Origin of the sequence: Pseudomonas sp. CJQ_9 (genome assembly GCF_043106615.1) — a bacterium.
Taxonomy (GTDB): domain Bacteria; phylum Pseudomonadota; class Gammaproteobacteria; order Pseudomonadales; family Pseudomonadaceae; genus Aquipseudomonas; species Aquipseudomonas juntendi.
In genome coordinates this window covers 13004-30256 of record NZ_JBICMS010000085.1, presented here as the reverse complement: position 1 = coordinate 30256, position 17253 = coordinate 13004, and the positions used below count along the sequence as shown (strand labels likewise).

Genomic DNA, 17253 nt, shown 5'->3' with positions numbered 1-17253 from the left:
ACCAAAGCGGCAGGGCGGCTGACGCGGCCCTGCCGAGGTCGGTAGGAAAGGTCGCGCTTACTGCACCGCGTCGATACGTTTCATCAGGTCGGCGTATTGCGCGCCGTATTTTTCCCGGACCGGTGCGGTCGCGTCGTAGAAGGGTTTCTTGTCGACGGTGATGAACTCGACACCGGCGGCCTTGAGCTTCTCTTCGCTGCTGGCCGTTTTCGCATCCCACAGCACCCGCTCTTCCATCTGCGCCTCACGCGCTACCTTTTTCACCAGCGCTTGCTGTTCGGGTGTGAGCTTGTTCCAGGTGGTCTTGGACATCACCACCGGCTCGGGCAGGATCAGGTGGCCGGTCAGGGTGAAGTATTTGGCACTCTGGTAGTGGTTGTGTTCGAGCAGGGTCGGCGGGTTGTTCTCGGCGCCGTCGATTACCCCGGTCTGCAGTGCGCTGAAGATTTCCCCGGTGTCCATGGCGATCCCGTTGCCACCCATGGCGTTCATCATATCGATGAACAGCGGGTTGCCCTGCACGCGAATCTTCATACCCTTCAGGTCTTCCAGGCTGCGCACCGGCTTTTTCGTGTAGAGGCTGCGCGAGCCACCATCCATCCAGGCCAGGGCCACCAGGTTGAAGTCGGAGTTGGTAATCTTGTCGAGGATTTCCTGGCCGATCTCGCCATCGATGACCTTGCGCATGTGGTCGTGGTCGCGGAATACGAACGGCATGTTGAACACGTTCACATCCGGCACCACCGGGCCGACGATCCCCAGGCTGACGCGGGTCATCTGCACGGCGCCGATCTGCGCCTGTTCGATCACTTCCTTCTCCGAGCCCAGCACACCGCCGGCAAACATCTTGAAGGTGATGTCGCCATTGCTGGCCTGTTCCAGTTTCTTGCCCATGTTCTGCTCGGCCACCACCGTGGGGTAGCCGGCGGGGTGAATTTCCGCGAACTTGATGTCCAGCGCCGAAACGGGCATGGCCACGCTGCAGGCGAAGGGAAGTACGGCAAGAAGCAGCTTGCGTTTGAACGTCATGATGAAACTCCGTGGTTTTTATTATCTGGTTTCGGGCGTGCAAAGGGTGTGGTGCGCGTCGCGGGGCTCAGCCCCGCCAGGCTGGCTCCTCCAGGCCCTTGGTGCCTGGGTTGAGGGCAAATACCCCGCCCGCCAGCGGCTGGTCGCCAAGGTCGACCCCTGCCGGGCGGATCGAGGTGACGTACAGGGTGTCGAGGTTGGCGCCACCGAAGGCGCACATCGCCGGCTTCTTCACCGGTACGCTGAGCGAGCGGTCCAGGCGCCCGTCAGGGGTGAACCGGTGGATCTGCCCGGCGTCATTGCCGCATATCCAATAGCAGCCGTCCTGGTCGATGGCGGCACCGTCGGGGCGGCCGGGGTATTTGCGCATGTCCACGAACAGCCGCGGGTCATGGGGTGTGCCTGTGTCGGTGTCGTAGTCGAAGGCCCAGACCTTCTGCACGCTGGGGTGCGAATCAGACAGGTACATGCGTGTGCCGTCGGGGCTGAAAGCCAGCCCGTTGGGCACGATCAGGCCCGCTTGCTGCAGGTGCAAATGGCCCTCGCGATCAAGCCGGTACAGTGCCCCTACCTGGGCGCCTTGCTGCATGTCCAGCAGCATGCTGCCGGCCCAGAAGCGCCCTTGGCGATCGCAGCGGCCATCGTTGAAGCGCATGCCCGGCTGGGCATGCGTCACGCCGCTGAGCACACGGCTGGCCAGGCTGCCGTCGGCCCTGGTTTGAATGTGGAAGATGCCGCTTTCCATGCCGGCGACCCAGCCGTCGTCACAGCGGGCGATACAGGCGAGCATCTGGTCGCCCTGCCAGACCTGGTGCGTGTTATCCACCGGCTGCCAGCGGTGCAACTGGCGCGCGGGTATGTCGACCCAATACAAGGCCTGCTCGCTAGGGTGCCACACGGGGCTTTCCCCGGTGCCGTTGCGGGCGTCGACGATCAGTTCACAGTCCATGGCCGTGCCTCCTGGCGCGTGCGGTCAGTTGAACGGTCCGGCCACGGCAAATGCGCCGCCCTGATAGACCATGCTCGGGTCATCGGCGGCAGGCGCCGGCTCGGCTTCAACCGCTGCGCGGAAGGGCTCCGAGCTGTCCTTGGGCACGTAGCCCAAGTGTGCGGCATGGCGGTTGTCCCACCATACGGTGCGGTTGCCAGAGGCACCGTAGACAATGGTGTGGCCGACGTTCGGCTTGAACAGGCCGCGCTCGATCAATTGCACCAGGTCGTCGTAACTTAACCACGTGCAGAGCATGCGCGGGTTCTGTGGCCGGGGGAACGAAGAGCCGATGCGGATGCTGACGGTTTCGATGCCGTAACGATCGAAATAGAAGCTGGCGACATCTTCGCCATAGCACTTGGACAGCCCGTAGTAGCTGTCGGGGCGGCGCGGGGCATGCGCGTCGATGCGCTCGTCCTGGCGGTAGAAGCCGATGGTATGGTTGGAGCTGGCGAAGACCACCCTTTGCACCCCATGCTTGCGTGCCGCCTCGTAGACATGGAACACGCCGCAGATATTGGGGCCGAGAATCTCTTCGAACGAATGCTCGGTAGACACCCCGCCGAAGTGCACGATGGCATCGACGCCTTCGACCAGGGCATGCACGGCTGCCTTGTCGGCCAGGTCGCAGGTGACCACTTCTTCGTGTGGGCCAGCGGCTGGGGCCATGGGGTTGATGTCGGAAAGGCGCAGGACCTCGGCGCAGCCTTGCAGGCGTTCGCGAAGGACCTTGCCCAGGCCGCCTGCGGCTCCGGTGAGCAGCAGGCGTTTGAGGGGGGTAGTGGTCATGACCGGCTCTTGTTGTTAATTGTTGTAGGTTGTCGTATGACTTTTGTGATTATTGGCGGTGCGATTCAGTGTTGTCAATGACAACGCAATGTCAGTTTGGTGTTATGCGCGTGCCCTGCAGGAGCGGCCTCGTGTCGCGAAATGAGCGGCGTAAAGCCTTACAGCAACGACAACGGGTAGTTGAAAATCAACCGGTTCTCATCGAACTCGTTATTGCTGTAGTCCCGCCGAATCGACGAATTGCGCCATTTCACACTCAAATCCTTGAACGCTCCGCTCTGGATCACATACGCCAGTTCAGTCTCACGGACCCATTCCTTGCCATCCGTCACCACCCCGCTGTGCACGTCGCGGCCGCTGATGTAGCGGTTCATCAAGGTCAGCCCCGGCACGCCGACGGTGACGAAGTTGAAGTCATGGCGCACCTGCCACGAGCGTTCGTTGGCGTTGTCGAAGCTGGCGTTGTAGCTGTCATTGGCCAGGGTCCCGCCACTGGTGCCATTGACCCGCATCCAGGTATCGCCATCGACCTTCTGCAGCCCGACCCAGAAGGTGCTGCCGCCGTATTTGGCGGAGAACATCCCCGAGTACGTCTTGTTGTCCAGCTGGCCAGCGCGCCTGGAACCGTCCTCATCGCCCTGGAAATAGCCCAGGTTGGCGCCCAGGGTCCAGTCGCCGAGCGGCTGGCTGTGGCTCAGTTGCAGGTATTGCTGCTGGTACACGTCCTTGAGCACCGCATTCCACAGCCCGACCAGGGTGCGCTCTTGGTTGAACCTGTACTCGCCCCCGACGAAATTGAAGCGGTCCGACACCGCGCCGCCGTAGCTCATGTCCTCCATGCTGGCGTCGTTGCGCGGGCTGTTGGCGCGGAACTGGCCGCCGTACAAGGTCAGCCCGGCAATCTCGTTGGACGTGACCTGCCCGCCACGCAATGTTTGCGGCAGTGAACGCCCGTCGTCCGCACGCAGAATTGGCAGTACCGGCATCCATTCGCCGATCTTCAGTTCGGTTTTCGAAATGCGCGCCTTGCCCGCCACGGCAAGCCGGCCAAAGTCATCCGCCGGCCGCCCATCGTCGTGGCGTGGCAGCAGCGCGGTGCCATAGGTGCCGCCCCCGCCATCGAGCTTCACCGACCACAGCCCCAGCACGTCTACGCCAAAACCCACCGGGCCCTCGGTGAAACCGGAACGGGCATCGAGGATCACGCTCTGGGTCCATTCTTCGGCTTTGCTTTGTGGGTTGGCGGGGTTGGTGAAGTTGCGGTTGATATAGAAATTGCGCAGGCCCAGCACGGCTTTGCTGTCTTCGATGAAACCTTGGGCGAGGCTGGTGCCCGGCAGGCAGCTGAGCAGGCTGGCGCCCAGCAGCGCACAGGGGAGGGTGGTCTGGCAGATTTTCGACATGGGTTGCTTCCGCTGATGTTGTTTTTGTTATGTGTTGTCGTACAACTTCGGCTTTTTTAACAAGTGAAAAACCAGCTGTCAACGGCGTTCGTAGCCGGAAATCAGCTACTTTCAGCGAGGAGGGATCAAGCGCAGGCTCTAGCTCGGGCTTCGCAATGAGCGTTAGTCATACTATGACCACATGCGAATTGTTGCATTTGTCGCAACGCTCTCCCTCGAGTGCGTCAGTTTGTCGCAGAATCATTTAGTAATACTATTCTTCGTTGCTGGATGTCTTATTGATTCAGTCCCATGGAAACGGAGATTTCACCGATGAGCACCACCCGTGCTTCACACCCCCCACGCTTGCTGCCCAGATTGCTAGGCGTGGTTTTTTTGCTGATGGGCCTGGCCTTGCTGGCCGGCGGCATCAAACTGGCAACCCTTGGCGGTTCGCTGTATTACCTGCTGGCCGGCGTTGGCTTGGCAATTACCGCAGCCTTGTTACTGGCTGGCCGCCGTGAGGCGTTGAGCGTTTATGGCGTCGTGCTGTTGCTGAGTTCGCTCTGGTCGTTGGTCGAGGTGGGCCTGGACTGGTGGCAACTGGTCCCCCGGCTGGCCCTCTGGTTCGTCCTTGGCCTGGTGTTGTTATTGCCTTGGCTGCGCAGGCCGTTGACGCAGGGGCAGCCTTATCCCCTCGGTACAGGGGTATTGAGTGTGGGCGTGGCGGCCGCGGGCCTGATGGCGCTGGCCAGCCAGTTCACCCAGCCCGACACCGTGGTAGGCCGCCTGGACCGCGACACGGCAGGCACCACCAGCACGGCACCGGCAATACCTGACGGTGACTGGCAGTCCTACGGGCGTACCGAGTTTGGCGACCGTTACTCGCCACTCAAGCAGATCACCCCGCAGAACGTCGGCAAGCTCAAGCTGGCCTGGACCTACCGCACCGGTGATATCCCCGGGCCAAACGACCCGGGCGAGACCACGGCGGAAAACACCCCGCTGAAAGTCAACGGCAAGCTCTACGTATGCACCCCGCATAGCCAGGTGATTGCCCTGGACCCCGACAGCGGCAAGGAGATCTGGCGTTTCGATCCCAAGCTCAGCACGCAGAATGCGGCCAACTTCAAAGGCTGGGCGCACATGACCTGCCGCGGCGTGGCCTATTACGACACGGCCAGCTCGCAAGCGAGCCCCGCGCAGGGGCAGGCCTGCGCCAAGCGCATCTACGTACCCACCGCCGACACCCGCCTGATCGCGCTGGATGCTGATACCGGCCAACAGTGCGCCGGCTTTGGCGATAACGGCCAGATCGACCTTACCCGCAACATCGGCAGCTTCGCCCCCGGTGGCTATTACTCCACGTCGCCACCCACCGTGGCCGGCGGCCTGGTGATACTTGGCGGTCATGTCACCGACAACGTTTCCACCGACGAGCCGTCCGGCGTCGTCCGCGCCTATGATGCGATCACCGGCCAGCTGGTGTGGAACTGGGACAGCGGCAACCCCGACGCCACGGCGCCGATCAGTGACGGCCAGTTCTACACCCGCAACTCGCCAAACGTGTGGTCGGTGATCAGCGCCGATGAGAAGCTCGGCCTGCTGTACCTGCCCATGGGCAACCAGATGCCCGACCAGTGGGGCGGCAACCGCACGCCAGAGGCGGAGAAATTCAGTGCCGGCCTGGTGGCCCTGGACATCGCTACCGGCAAGGTGCGCTGGAACTACCAGTTCACCCATCACGACTTGTGGGACATGGATGTCGGTGGCCAGCCGAGCCTGGTCGACATCAAGACCGCCGAAGGCGTCAAACCGGCAGTAATGGCATCGACCAAGCAGGGCAGCATCTATGTGCTGGACCGCAGCAACGGTCAGCCGCTGGTGCCCATCCACGAAACCCCGGTACCGCAAGGCGCCGTGGAAGGTGATCACACCGCACCGACCCAGCCGATGTCCGAGCTCAATTTCATGCCGCCTACCCTGCGTGAGCGAGACATGTGGGGGGTAACGCCGTTCGATCAGATGCTGTGCCGCATCGACTTCCGTTCGCTGCGTTATGACGGCATCTACACCCCACCATCGTTGCAGGGCTCGCTGGTCTACCCGGGCAACTTCGGTGTCTTCGACTGGGGGGGCATTTCGGTCGATCCGGTACGCCAGATTGCTTTCGTCAACCCCAGCTACATGGCCTTCAAGTCGCAGTTGGTGCCTGCCTCGAAAATCGCCGGGCAGCCGGCGCGCAAGAGTGAGACCGAAGGTATCCAGGCCAACAAGGGCGCGCCTTACGGCGTGATCATGGGCGCTTTCCTGTCGCCGCTGGGGCTGCCTTGCCAGGCACCGGCCTGGGGTTATGTGGCGGCAGTGGACCTGACCACCCACAAGGTGATCTGGAAGCACAAAAACGGCACCGTGCGAGACAGCTCGCCCATTCCGATCCCGCTGACCATGGGCGTGCCGAGCCTGGGCGGAAGCTTCACCACCGCCAGCGGTTTGGCGTTCCTCAGCGGTACCCTCGACCAGTACCTGCGCGCCTATGACGTGCGCGATGGCAAGGTGCTTTGGGAAGGGCGCCTGCCGGCAGGTGCCCAGACCACGCCGATGACCTACACCGGCAAGGATGGTCGCCAGTACGTGCTGGTGATGGCCGGCGGGCATGGCTCTTTGGGTACCCGGCAAGGGGACTATGTGATGGCGTTCGCCCTGCCGGAGTAAGCCGCGGCAGGTTCAAGGCCTGTGATACCGAGCACCGCGCGGCCGGCGCTTGGTTTCACAGGCTTTTTTGATGGCCGGCATGTCGCGACCCAGTTACCTTCCATAAAGCGAACGCAAAATCCCTATATGTGGGATTGTGTTTTACATATTGGAATTTTCCTTCGCCCAGGGTTATAGTCGCCTCACTCACTGCCAAAAACAGAACAGGTGAAGCGATGCAGGCGCAATTGATCGCGCTCGACTGGGGAACCACCTCCCTTCGTGCTTACAAACTCGCCGCGCAAGGCCAGGTGCTGGATGTGCGCACCCTGCCCAGCGGCATCATGCACTTGCCAAAAGCCCCGCGCCTGATCAACGGCCAACTTTGCAATGACGGTTTCGAACTGGCATTCGACGACGCCTGTGGCGATTGGCTCGACGCCCAGCCCGGGCTGCCCGTGATTGCCTGTGGCATGGTCGGCAGCGCCCAGGGCTGGCGCGAGGCCGTGTACCGCGAAACCCCGGCCAGCGTCGCCAACCTCGGTGGCGCGCTGCAAACTGTCGGCAGCCTTCGCGGCGTCGAGGTGCATATCGTGCCCGGCGTGATCCAGCACGCGCGCCTGCCCAATGTCATGCGGGGTGAAGAGACGCAGGTGCTGGGCGCGCTGCCTGGGGTGAACACCGATGACCTGCTCATTGGCCTGCCCGGCAGTCATTCGAAATGGGTAGAGGTCGTCGATGGCTGCATCGTCCATTTCGATACCTTCATGACCGGCGAAATTTTCGCCGTGCTCAGCGCGCACAGCATCCTCGGCCGTACCCAGCAACGCGGCGCCGCGTTCGATGCGCCAGCCTTCGACCTCGGTGTGCAGGCCGCCTGCTCCGCCGAGGGGGAAATCGGCCCGCTGTCCACCCTGTTCAGCGCCCGCACCCTAGGCCTGACCGGTGAGCTGAGCGCCAGCGCCCAGCCTGATTACTTGTCGGGTTTACTGATCGGTCACGAACTTTCAGCCCTGGCCAAACTGCAACGCCAGCGGCGCCACAGTGTGCATCTGCCTGGGATCCTGCTGATCGGCAACGGCCCGCTGTGCGCGCGTTACAGCCGGGCCCTGCAGGCATGCGGCTTCACCCATGTGAGTGTCGCCGAGCAGGCCACCGAGCGCGGTCTTTGGCAACTGGCGCTCGCCGCCGGCCTGGTTCATTCATCCTGAAGGGAGCTCGACATGCTCGAACAAGCATTGGCACACAATGGCCTGATTGCGATTCTGCGCGGTTTGCAACTGCATGAAGCGGCTGCGGTTGGCGAAGTGCTCTACAGCGCCGGCTTTCGCATCATCGAAGTACCGCTCAATTCGCCTGACCCGTTCGCCAGTATCCGCCTGCTGCGTCGCACCCTACCTGCCGATTGCCTGATCGGTGCAGGTACCGTGCTGACGCCGGCCCAGGTCGCGCAGGTGAAAGAGGCGGGCGGCCAGTTGATCGTCATGCCCCACAGCGACCCTCATGTACTGCGTGCTGCCAAGGCGGCAGGCCTGTACCTGGCACCGGGCGTCGCCACACCGACCGAAGCCTTTGCCGCCTTGGCGCAAGGGGCCGACGTGCTCAAGCTGTTCCCAGCCGAGCAACTGGGCCCGGCGGTGGTCAAGGCCTGGCTTGCCGTGCTGCCCGCCGGCACCGTGCTGGCGCCGGTCGGCGGCATCACCCCCGGCAACCTGCAGCAGTTCCATGCCGCTGGCGCCCGGGGCTTCGGCCTGGGCTCCGGCCTGTACAAGCCAGGCATGACCCCTGAACAGGTCGAGGCCGCTGCCAAGGCTTACGTGAGCGCCTGGCAGAGCCTGCGCTGAGCCGGCCCTGCACTGCATCCAACAAGAGAGACAAGCAGATGAAAATTACCAAGCTGACCACCTTCATCGTTCCGCCGCGCTGGTGCTTCCTCAAGGTCGAAACCGATCAGGGCGTCACCGGCTGGGGCGAGCCTGTTGTCGAGGGCCGGGCCCACACCGTGGCTGCCGCCGTCGAGGAACTGTCCGATTACCTGATCGGCAAGGACCCGCGCAACATCGAGGATATCTGGACCGTGCTCTACCGCGGCGGCTTCTACCGCGGTGGTGCCATCCACATGAGCGCCCTGGCGGGTATCGACCAAGCGTTGTGGGACATCAAGGGCAAGGCGCTGGGTGTGTCGGTCAGCGACCTGCTCGGCGGCCAGGTGCGCGACAAGATCCGCGTGTATTCGTGGATCGGCGGCGATCGCCCCGCTGACACCGCGCAAGCGGCAAAAGAGGCCGTGGCGCGTGGTTTCACCGCCGTGAAGATGAACGGCACCGAGGAACTGCAGTTCCTCGACACCTTCGACAAGGTCGACCAGGCGTTGGCCAACGTCGCCGCCGTGCGCGATGCGGTGGGGCCGAACGTGGGCATTGGCGTGGACTTTCATGGCCGCGTGCACAAGCCCATGGCCAAGGTGCTGATGAAGGAACTCGACCCTTACAAGCTGATGTTCATCGAAGAGCCGGTGCTCAGTGAAAACTACGAAGCGTTGAAAGAACTGGCGCCGCTGACCAGCACCCCGATTGCCCTGGGTGAGCGGCTGTTCTCGCGCTGGGACTTCAAGCGCGTGCTCAGCGAAGGCTACGTCGACATCATTCAGCCAGACGCGTCGCATGCCGGCGGCATCACCGAAACCCGCAAGATCGCCAACATGGCCGAGGCCTACGACGTCGCCCTGGCGCTGCACTGCCCGCTGGGCCCGATCGCCCTGGCGGCCTGCCTGCAGCTCGACGCTGCCTGCTACAACGCTTTCATCCAGGAGCAGAGCCTGGGCATTCATTACAACGAGAGCAACGACCTGCTCGACTATGTGCGCGACCCCGGCGTGTTCGACTACCAGCAGGGCATGGTCAAGATCCCCAACGGTCCTGGTCTGGGCATCGAGATCAACGAGGATTACGTGATCGAGCGCGCCGCTGTCGGCCACCGCTGGCGCAACCCGGTGTGGCGCCACGCCGATGGCAGCTTTGCCGAGTGGTGACTGCCTGGCCCCAACTGCGCTGAAACGACCTCAATAACCATAACAAGAGGCACTGCTCATGCACCCGCATACCCTTACCGGGCAGGCGACCCTGTCGGCGCCCAGCCGCAAGCGCTTTTTCATCATGGTGCTGCTGTTCATCACGGTGGTGATCAACTACCTGGACCGCAGCAATCTGTCCATTGCCGCACCGGCCTTGACCAGCGAGTTGGGCATCGACCCGATTCACGTCGGCCTGGTGTTCTCGGCGTTTGGCTGGACCTACGCCGCCATGCAGATCCCAGGCGGCTGGCTGGTCGACCGCGTACCACCGCGCATTCTGTATACCGTGGCGCTGGTGCTGTGGTCGCTGGCCACCGTGATGCTCGGTTTCGCCGCCAGCTTCATCGCGCTGTTCGTGCTGCGCATGGCGGTCGGCGCCTTGGAGGCGCCGGCCTACCCGATCAACAGCCGCGTGGTCACCACGTGGTTCCCCGAGCGGGAGCGGGCCACGGCCATTGGCTTCTACACCTCTGGGCAGTTCGTCGGCCTGGCATTCCTGACCCCGGTGCTGGCCTGGCTGCAGCATGCGTTCGGCTGGCACATGGTGTTCGTCGCCACCGGCGCGGTGGGCATCCTCTGGGGCGTGATCTGGTACGCGGTGTATCGCGAACCGCGCGATTTCAAGGGTGCCAATGAGGCCGAGATCGAACTGATCCGCGAAGGTGGCGGGTTGGTGGATATCCAGCAGGAGCAGGCCAAGACCAAGGCCAGGTTCAGCTGGGCCGACCTGGGCATCGTGCTGACACAGCGCAAGCTCTGGGGCATTTACCTCGGCCAGTTCTGCCTGAATTCGACACTGTGGTTCTTCCTCACCTGGTTCCCGACCTACCTGGTGAAGTACCGCGGCATGGACTTCATCAAGTCCGGCATGTTGGCCTCGTTGCCGTTTCTCGCCGCCTTTGTCGGGGTGCTGTGTTCGGGCTTTTTCTCCGACTGGCTGATCCGCCGTGGGGCCAGCGTGGGCCTTGCGCGCAAGCTGCCGATCATCAGCGGCCTGTTGATTTCCACCGCCATCATTGGCGCCAACTTCGTCGACTCCACCCCGCTGGTGATTGCCTTCCTGGCGCTGGCGTTCTTCGGTAACGGCCTTGCCTCGATCACCTGGTCGCTGGTTTCTACCTTGGCCCCGGCGCGCCTGCTCGGGCTGACCGGCGGGGTGTTCAACTTCATCGGCAACTTGTCGGCGATCGTCACACCCATCGTGATCGGCTTCCTTGCCAGCGGCGATTCGTTCGCCCCGGCGATCACTTACATCGCCGCGTTGGCCCTGCTTGGCGCGCTGTCGTACATCCTGCTGGTCGGCAAGGTCGAGCGTATCGAGTTGTAGCCGCGCCCTGCGGGTGAACATAATGTCGCCCGCCCATACGCACTTCGATAAAGGCCGCACATGCAGGAAGACCCTACCAAAACCGCCCCTACCGGCACCCAGACCCTGCTGCGCGGCCTGGCCGTTGTGCAGGCCGTGGCCGCAGGCGCGCGCGACCTCAAGGACATCGCCCAGCACATCGGCACCACCCGCAGCACCACCCACCGCCTGGTCAGTTGCCTGGTGGACGAGCGCTACCTGCGTGTGGTGCCCCAGGTCGGTTACCTGCTTGGCCCCAAACTGATCGAACTCGGCTTCCAGGCCCGAGAAGAGCTGCCGTTGGTCACCCTTGCCGGGCCGTACCTCGACGAGCTCTCGGCGCTGACCGGCGACACCATCCACCTGGCGGTCCGCGAAGGCGATGAGGTGCTGTACCTGCACAAGACCCCGGGGCGCAACGGGCCGGAGATGCGCTCCCGGGTCGGCCACCGCATGCCGCTGGCGCGCACGGGTATCGGCAAGGCGCTGATGCTCGACGACACCCCGGCCGAGTGGCAGAGGTTGTATGAAACCAGCCTGCCGGCAGGTGGCAAAAGCGCGTTCTGGCCGCACCACGCCGCGCAAACCTGGGCGCAGTTCGAGCAGCGTATGGTCGAGTATGGGGCGGGCGGTTATGCCTTCGACCTGGAGGACAATGAACCGTCGATCCGCTGCGTGGCGGCGCCGGTACGTGATGCCAGCCGGCGGATCGTGGCGGCGGTCAGTGTGGCCAGTACGGTGCCTTACATGCCTGAGGAAAAGATGCGCGAGCTGGTACCGGTGGTCAAAGGCGTGACCGCGCGGCTGTCGGCAGAGCTTGGGCTAAAGCACTAGCCTGAACCGCGTTGGCACTGAACTACGCGCTCCAATTGGTGTCTGAGGGCCAACTATGACATGACGTCCATTTCCCCAAGCAAGGAGGCTTCCCCATGCAACCCACCCCAGTCACGTCCGCCGGCAAGCTGCTCGGCAGTTATGGTTATGGCAAGGCGCTGATCGTCTGCATGCTTATGCTGGGCAGTATCTTCCTGGGCCTGGCCGCTTTCGTCGGCTACCTGAGTGCTACCAGCGGCCAGAACTTCAACGGCCCGCAAAGCCTGTTCTATTCCACCATCGCCTTGCTGGCGGTGCTCGGTGGGGTGATGTTCGCCCTGGCGCTGTGGCAGAAGAAACTGCGCGCTGCCCGTTATGAGGTTTATGAGAAAGGCATCTGCCAGATCATCGGCAACCAGCGCGATTATGTGCCTTTCAGCGAGATGGGCGACTTCTACCTATTCGCTTCTGGGCAGACTGCCATAGCCGGCCTGATCAACAATCTCGCTTATCGCCGTAACGCCAGTGAGCCGTTTCGCCGGGTCAACCCACACCTGCAAAAGCTTTATGTGTTTCTTGAGCAGGTACGCGAGCTGTACCTGAACGAACGCCTGCCAGCAGTATTCGCCACCCTGCAAAGCGGCGGGGCGGTGCAGTTTAACTACCTCGAAACGTCCCAGGTTTGGGGCAAGCGCATGAGCGGCGACTTCTTCAATGTCACCACCAAACCGCTGACCATCACTCGCGAAGCGCTCGACGTGGCTGGCCGCAAGGTGGCGTTGAGCAGCCTGCGCAATGTTGACCTCAACCAGTGGAGCGAGCAGGTGGTGATCAAGGACGAAAACGGTCAGACCGTGCTGTCGACCGTTTCGACCGGCATCATCAGCTTCGACCTGTTCCTCAATACCTTGCATAACCTGCTGGAAACCCAGCAGGCACAAACCACCGCCTGATGCCCTGCGCGACCCATGCAGGCGCGGCTTTTCCGTAACGCCGGACCTATTGGGAAGGGGCGCAACGCGCCCCCAGCCGGCCGTTGATAATTCCCGTATTTCAATTATCAAGTCGGTTTTTTGATTAATGGTTGTTTTTTTAGGAGCTACGGACGCTGACTCCAAGCTGGTGAGTCTTCGGCGACTTTTGCAAAGGGTTGGTTTCGTCCAAGATCAATCTATACTCAAGCCGACCTCGCCCACGACCACGTAGACTGGCAAGTCCAGTCCCGGCACATGGCAACTGAGTGTGCCGTACCCCTCCTGTCGGCGTGGGCGAGGTCTCTTGTCACTCCGCCTTATCTCGGCAGAATCAAGTGCGCAGCTTATCAGCGCCTATGGCAACCAATGCCTGCTCCAGTTCTGCCGGCTGCAAGTACCGCCGATAATGGGCCGCTAATTCAGCTTCCCATCCAGCCACCTCATCAATGATGGATTCCGCCTGAGCGTGAGACAGGCCATAGTGGCCTACCTGGCTGAGCAGATTGCGCCGCGACAGTTCCTTTCCGAAACTCCCGATGCCCATGGCCAGGCTGGAGGGCGCAGCCCCCTCGGTCGTTGGCAGCACGTCATACATGGGTGACAGCCGCCAACTGCCATTCAAGAAAAGCACGGCTACATTCTTGGGGTGGTCATCATCGTTGCCGACCAGAATGTTGAAGCAGATGCGTTTGAAAAGCTCCTGAAGGTCACTGTGAGGCACGCCGCGCCGGCTCATTTCGTCTGCCAGCAAGCCATAGTGCCATTCCTGTGCCCAGCTCATCTGGTTGTTCCAGTCACTGTCGAGCAATGTCAAACCGCTCAACATGGGGACGCGGTAGAAATGTCCGTCGCCAGCTGGCGACCGGTCGAAGCGTTCGACCAGCAATGTGTTGACCCGCCCCCGATGCAACTGCACCTGCGCCACGTTCATGCCCTTGCTCGCTGCGAATGTCATGCACGCATGTTCGAGTGCCGGCACATCGTAGGTATCGTAGCGGTCGCGCGGCTTGGCCAGCAGCAGCCTGTTTTCATTTATCAGCGTGCATTTGGGACGAGCCCCGCCCAGTGACGAGCGCTGCTGCAAGGTTGCTTTGGTGGCTTTATCGGTGTTCTGCGGGAATCCACCCTGCACGCCATCCGCAAATTGTATGAAGGCGTCCAGCTGGGTGATCTTACCCAGTCCGGCCTGGCCGATACCTGCAGGAGGTTTACGGCCGGCGCCAGCCATGAGGTTGCCCGTGCGGTCATGGTTTGGTGATCTCAAAATGAAGCCAATGGCATCTTGCTGGTCACCATGCTCTCGCGCAACCAGGCGCTCGCCCCAGCCATCGGGGGCCGCGTCCCGGATAAACCCAGGTATACCCCGGTTCTTGGTAATGCGTTCATAAGGTTGCGTTCGAAGCGGGTAGCGCGACGCATCCGGTACCCAACCACCTGCTTCGACATGGGCCGGGTTGTAGACGAACTCGCCTACGTTGTTCTCTACGCTCAACCGCCCGATGGTGCGCACTTCCAGCGAGCCTGGCATCTGCATGTAAAGGTAGATGACAGTCATCAGAAGTCATCCCCGGTCACGCTCTTCAGGCGTACCCTGTGCTCGGTTGCGAAGGAAGCGGGTGCGGACATCGGCACGTCCTGGAATACCTCGTCCAGCAAGCCCAGGTGCCACAGCGCGATCATGTAGCTGCGCATCTCTACGGTAGGCGTACCTGATTCGATCTTGGCAAGGGTAGTAATGGACAATCCGGATTGGGCTGCCAAGTCTTTTTGGCGAATTTTCCGTTCAAGGCGCCTTGTTTTCGCCAGAAGCCCTATCTTCATTAGCCTGTCGGCACATGCCAAAGGAAAAACATTCATTTTAAGACCTGCTAAGACAGTGCTTATATGGTTTAAAAACCACTATAGCAGCTCTTATGATTCGAAGAGCGTCCGATTTCGAGGTGGTGAATGAGTAGAGGCTCGCTGATGGCGCGCGGCGTAATCAACCCCCACAGTGTTGGCACATCCATGCCTTGGGCGATACGCAAAACCTGTGGGAGCGGGCTTGCCTGCGAAGCAAGCGACGCGGTGTCTGGCACCGGCTTCGCCGGTGTTCGCGGGCAAGCCCGCTCCCACAGTTTCCGCCACAGGTCAGCTACACCCCATGTAACCTGAGAGCCCGCTGAGCATATTCCTTCCAATTGATCCTGCGCTTCAGCAGCGGCGTTACCTCATCACTTTCAGCCGCCAGCACCATCGGCATGTCCCGCATCCTGACCCACGGCTCACTCTGCCAATACAACAACGTCGCCGTCCTTCCCCCAGGCCAGCACATCTGCCCCAGCCGCGGCGCATCCTCAACCCCGTCCGCCTGCCCATCCCGCAGCACCGCCACCACCTCATGCGTCAGCCACCAGCGCAGATGGCGGTTCTCCGGAACATGGTGATGCGCCAGCAAGGTATAGGCCCCGGACTCGCTGACCATCGTGGTTTCCTGATACTTGCCATAGCGCAGCAACTGCACCGTGCGGTACTGGTCCGGGTCGAGCTTGCGCATGCAGTGTTCGTCGAAGAAATGCCCGCTCAGCCGGCCGAGTTCGTGGGCGCAGAACCAGGCTTCGGATTCTAGCCAGAGCGTGTGAAGAGGGCGGTTGTGGCGGGTGAAGAGGGTAGGTGTATTGAGACTGTCCATGCTTGGCCATCCTGAAGTTGGAGAGCCGTTGCTAACGGGAACGGGGTTCCGCTGCGTGAGCGTTCTTAAGCGCCATGAAACGTTATCGCGACGCCTTCAAAGTGACAATCGCGAAGCTTGTAGGATGCTTCCTGTTTTGCAATTCCTGCGCTAATAAAAAAGGCTGCCATTCGGCAGCCTTCTCGATGCTCAGCCCGGACGATCAATCCCAGCTCAACGCCCCACCAGTCTGATACTCAATCACCCGCGTCTCAAAGAAGTTCTTCTCTTTCTTCAAGTCCATGATCTCGCTCATCCACGGGAACGGGTTGGTAGTCCCCGGGTACTCTTCCTTCAGACCAATCTGGGTCAAACGACGGTTGGCGATGAACTTGAGGTAGTCCTCCATCATCGCTGCGTTCATGCCCAGTACGCCGCGTGGCATGGTGTCGCGGGCGTATTCGATCTCCAGCTGGGTCCCTTGCAGGATCATCTGGGTCGCTTCTTCCTTCATCGCCGCATCCCACAGGTGCGGGTTCTCGATCTTGATCTGGTTGATCACGTCGATACCGAAGTTCAGGTGCATCGACTCGTCACGCAGGATGTACTGGAACTGCTCGGCAACGCCGGTCATCTTGTTGCGGCGGCCCATGGACAGGATCTGGGTGAAGCCGCAGTAGAAGAAGATGCCTTCCAGTACGCAGTAGTAGGCGATCAGGTTGCGCAGCAGCTCCTTGTCGGTTTCGACGGTGCCGGTGTTGAACTCCGGGTCGGAAATGGCGCGGGTGTACTTCAGGCCCCAGGCGGCTTTCTTCGCGACCGACGGGATCTCGTGGTACATGTTGAAGATCTCGCCTTCATCCATGCCCAGCGACTCGATGCAGTACTGGTAGGCGTGGGTATGGATCGCCTCCTCGAAGGCCTGGCGCAGAATGTACTGGCGGCACTCGGGGTTGGTGATCAGGCGGTACACGGCCAGGGCCAGGTTGTTGGCAACCAGCGAGTCGGCGGTGGAGAAGAAGCCCAGGTTGCGCATGACGATGCGGCGCTCGTCTTCGGTCAGGCCGTCCTGGCTCTTCCACAGGGCGATGTCGGCGGTCATGTTGACCTCTTGCGGCATCCAGTGGTTGGCGCAGCCGTCCAGGTACTTCTGCCAGGCCCAGTCGTACTTGAACGGTACCAGCTGGTTGAGGTCGGCACGGCAGTTGATCATGCGCTTTTCATCAACCGCAACGCGGGCCGAGGAGCCTTCCAGTTCGGCTAGGCCTTCGGCAACGTCGAGGGCGTCGAGGGCTGCCTTGGCACGTTTGACCGCGTCGGAGTCAGCAGCAGTGGCCGCACGGGCTTCCAGGGCGGCGGCACCGCCGGCGCTGTCGAGCTTGTCGAGGGTGGCGGCGGCAGCGGCCTGCGCAGGGTTGTTGCCTTTGGCGGCTACTTCGCCGTCTTCTTTGTCGAATTCGTCCCAGCTCAGCATGGTTTGGCTCCTGCTTGAGGGTTGCCCTGGGGCAACCGC

Annotated in this window: 15 protein-coding genes; 7 read left to right on the top strand and 8 right to left on the bottom strand. The window is 61.9% G+C overall.

Going from position 1 to position 17253, the window contains the following annotated elements:
* Positions 1-57: 57 nt before the first annotated feature.
* The 4 genes from ACF8SD_RS17530 to ACF8SD_RS17515 all read right to left on the bottom strand — a co-directional run bounded on the left by ACF8SD_RS17530 (position 58) and on the right by ACF8SD_RS17515 (position 4212).
* Entirely contained in the window at positions 58-1029 is a 972-nt protein-coding gene (locus ACF8SD_RS17530) for a TRAP transporter substrate-binding protein (protein WP_029885563.1), read from the bottom strand.
* 67 nt (positions 1030-1096) lie between these two features.
* A complete protein-coding gene (locus tag ACF8SD_RS17525) occupies positions 1097-1978 on the bottom strand; it encodes an SMP-30/gluconolactonase/LRE family protein (RefSeq protein WP_392484547.1) in 882 nt (293 codons plus the stop codon).
* Positions 1979-2002: 24 nt separating this feature from the next.
* On the bottom strand, positions 2003-2809 hold the full coding sequence (locus tag ACF8SD_RS17520; RefSeq protein ID WP_392484546.1) for an NAD-dependent epimerase/dehydratase family protein: 807 nt from the start codon (positions 2807-2809) through the stop codon (positions 2003-2005).
* Between the two features lie 158 nt (positions 2810-2967).
* Positions 2968-4212, bottom strand: coding sequence for an OprD family porin (locus ACF8SD_RS17515; RefSeq protein WP_392484545.1), 1245 nt, complete (start codon positions 4210-4212; stop codon positions 2968-2970).
* Between the two features lie 312 nt (positions 4213-4524).
* Between ACF8SD_RS17515 and ACF8SD_RS17510 the strand changes: the two genes are divergently transcribed.
* From ACF8SD_RS17510 to ACF8SD_RS17480, 7 genes are all read left to right on the top strand, one after another.
* Positions 4525-6906: a glucose/quinate/shikimate family membrane-bound PQQ-dependent dehydrogenase gene (locus ACF8SD_RS17510; RefSeq protein WP_392484544.1), complete on the top strand. Its 2382-nt coding sequence runs from the start codon at positions 4525-4527 to the stop codon at positions 6904-6906.
* A 215-nt stretch (positions 6907-7121) separates the two neighbouring features.
* The gene (locus tag ACF8SD_RS17505; protein ID WP_173890792.1) at positions 7122-8096 is read left to right on the top strand and encodes a 2-dehydro-3-deoxygalactonokinase; all 975 of its coding nucleotides are present in this window, start codon (positions 7122-7124) and stop codon (positions 8094-8096) included.
* A gap of 12 nt (positions 8097-8108) precedes the next feature.
* A complete protein-coding gene (locus ACF8SD_RS17500) occupies positions 8109-8729 on the top strand; it encodes a 2-dehydro-3-deoxy-6-phosphogalactonate aldolase (protein WP_173890791.1) in 621 nt (206 codons plus the stop codon).
* Between the two features lie 38 nt (positions 8730-8767).
* Entirely contained in the window at positions 8768-9916 is a 1149-nt protein-coding gene (dgoD, locus tag ACF8SD_RS17495) for a galactonate dehydratase (RefSeq protein ID WP_173890790.1), read from the top strand.
* A gap of 58 nt (positions 9917-9974) precedes the next feature.
* Positions 9975-11285 carry an MFS transporter gene (locus ACF8SD_RS17490; protein ID WP_173890789.1) on the top strand — a complete coding sequence of 437 codons (1311 nt, stop codon included), beginning with the start codon at positions 9975-9977 and terminating at the stop codon, positions 11283-11285.
* A 60-nt stretch (positions 11286-11345) separates the two neighbouring features.
* Positions 11346-12137: an IclR family transcriptional regulator gene (locus tag ACF8SD_RS17485; protein ID WP_173890788.1), complete on the top strand. Its 792-nt coding sequence runs from the start codon at positions 11346-11348 to the stop codon at positions 12135-12137.
* A gap of 95 nt (positions 12138-12232) precedes the next feature.
* Positions 12233-13069: a hypothetical protein gene (locus tag ACF8SD_RS17480; RefSeq protein ID WP_173890787.1), complete on the top strand. Its 837-nt coding sequence runs from the start codon at positions 12233-12235 to the stop codon at positions 13067-13069.
* Positions 13070-13421: 352 nt separating this feature from the next.
* Here ACF8SD_RS17480 and ACF8SD_RS17475 read toward each other — a convergent pair whose 3' ends face one another.
* From ACF8SD_RS17475 to ACF8SD_RS17460, 4 genes are all read right to left on the bottom strand, one after another.
* On the bottom strand, positions 13422-14645 hold the full coding sequence (locus ACF8SD_RS17475; protein WP_173890786.1) for a type II toxin-antitoxin system HipA family toxin: 1224 nt from the start codon (positions 14643-14645) through the stop codon (positions 13422-13424).
* Entirely contained in the window at positions 14645-14911 is a 267-nt protein-coding gene (locus tag ACF8SD_RS17470; RefSeq protein ID WP_283246111.1) for a helix-turn-helix domain-containing protein, read from the bottom strand. The genes ACF8SD_RS17475 and ACF8SD_RS17470 overlap by 1 nt, the downstream gene beginning before the upstream one ends.
* A 313-nt stretch (positions 14912-15224) precedes the next feature.
* A complete protein-coding gene (locus tag ACF8SD_RS17465) occupies positions 15225-15761 on the bottom strand; it encodes a Bro-N domain-containing protein (protein WP_392484543.1) in 537 nt (178 codons plus the stop codon).
* A gap of 202 nt (positions 15762-15963) precedes the next feature.
* Positions 15964-17214 (bottom strand): ribonucleotide-diphosphate reductase subunit beta, encoded by a 1251-nt coding sequence (locus ACF8SD_RS17460; RefSeq protein WP_029885549.1) that lies wholly within the window; start codon positions 17212-17214, stop codon positions 15964-15966.
* Between the last annotated feature and the right edge of the window lie 39 nt (positions 17215-17253).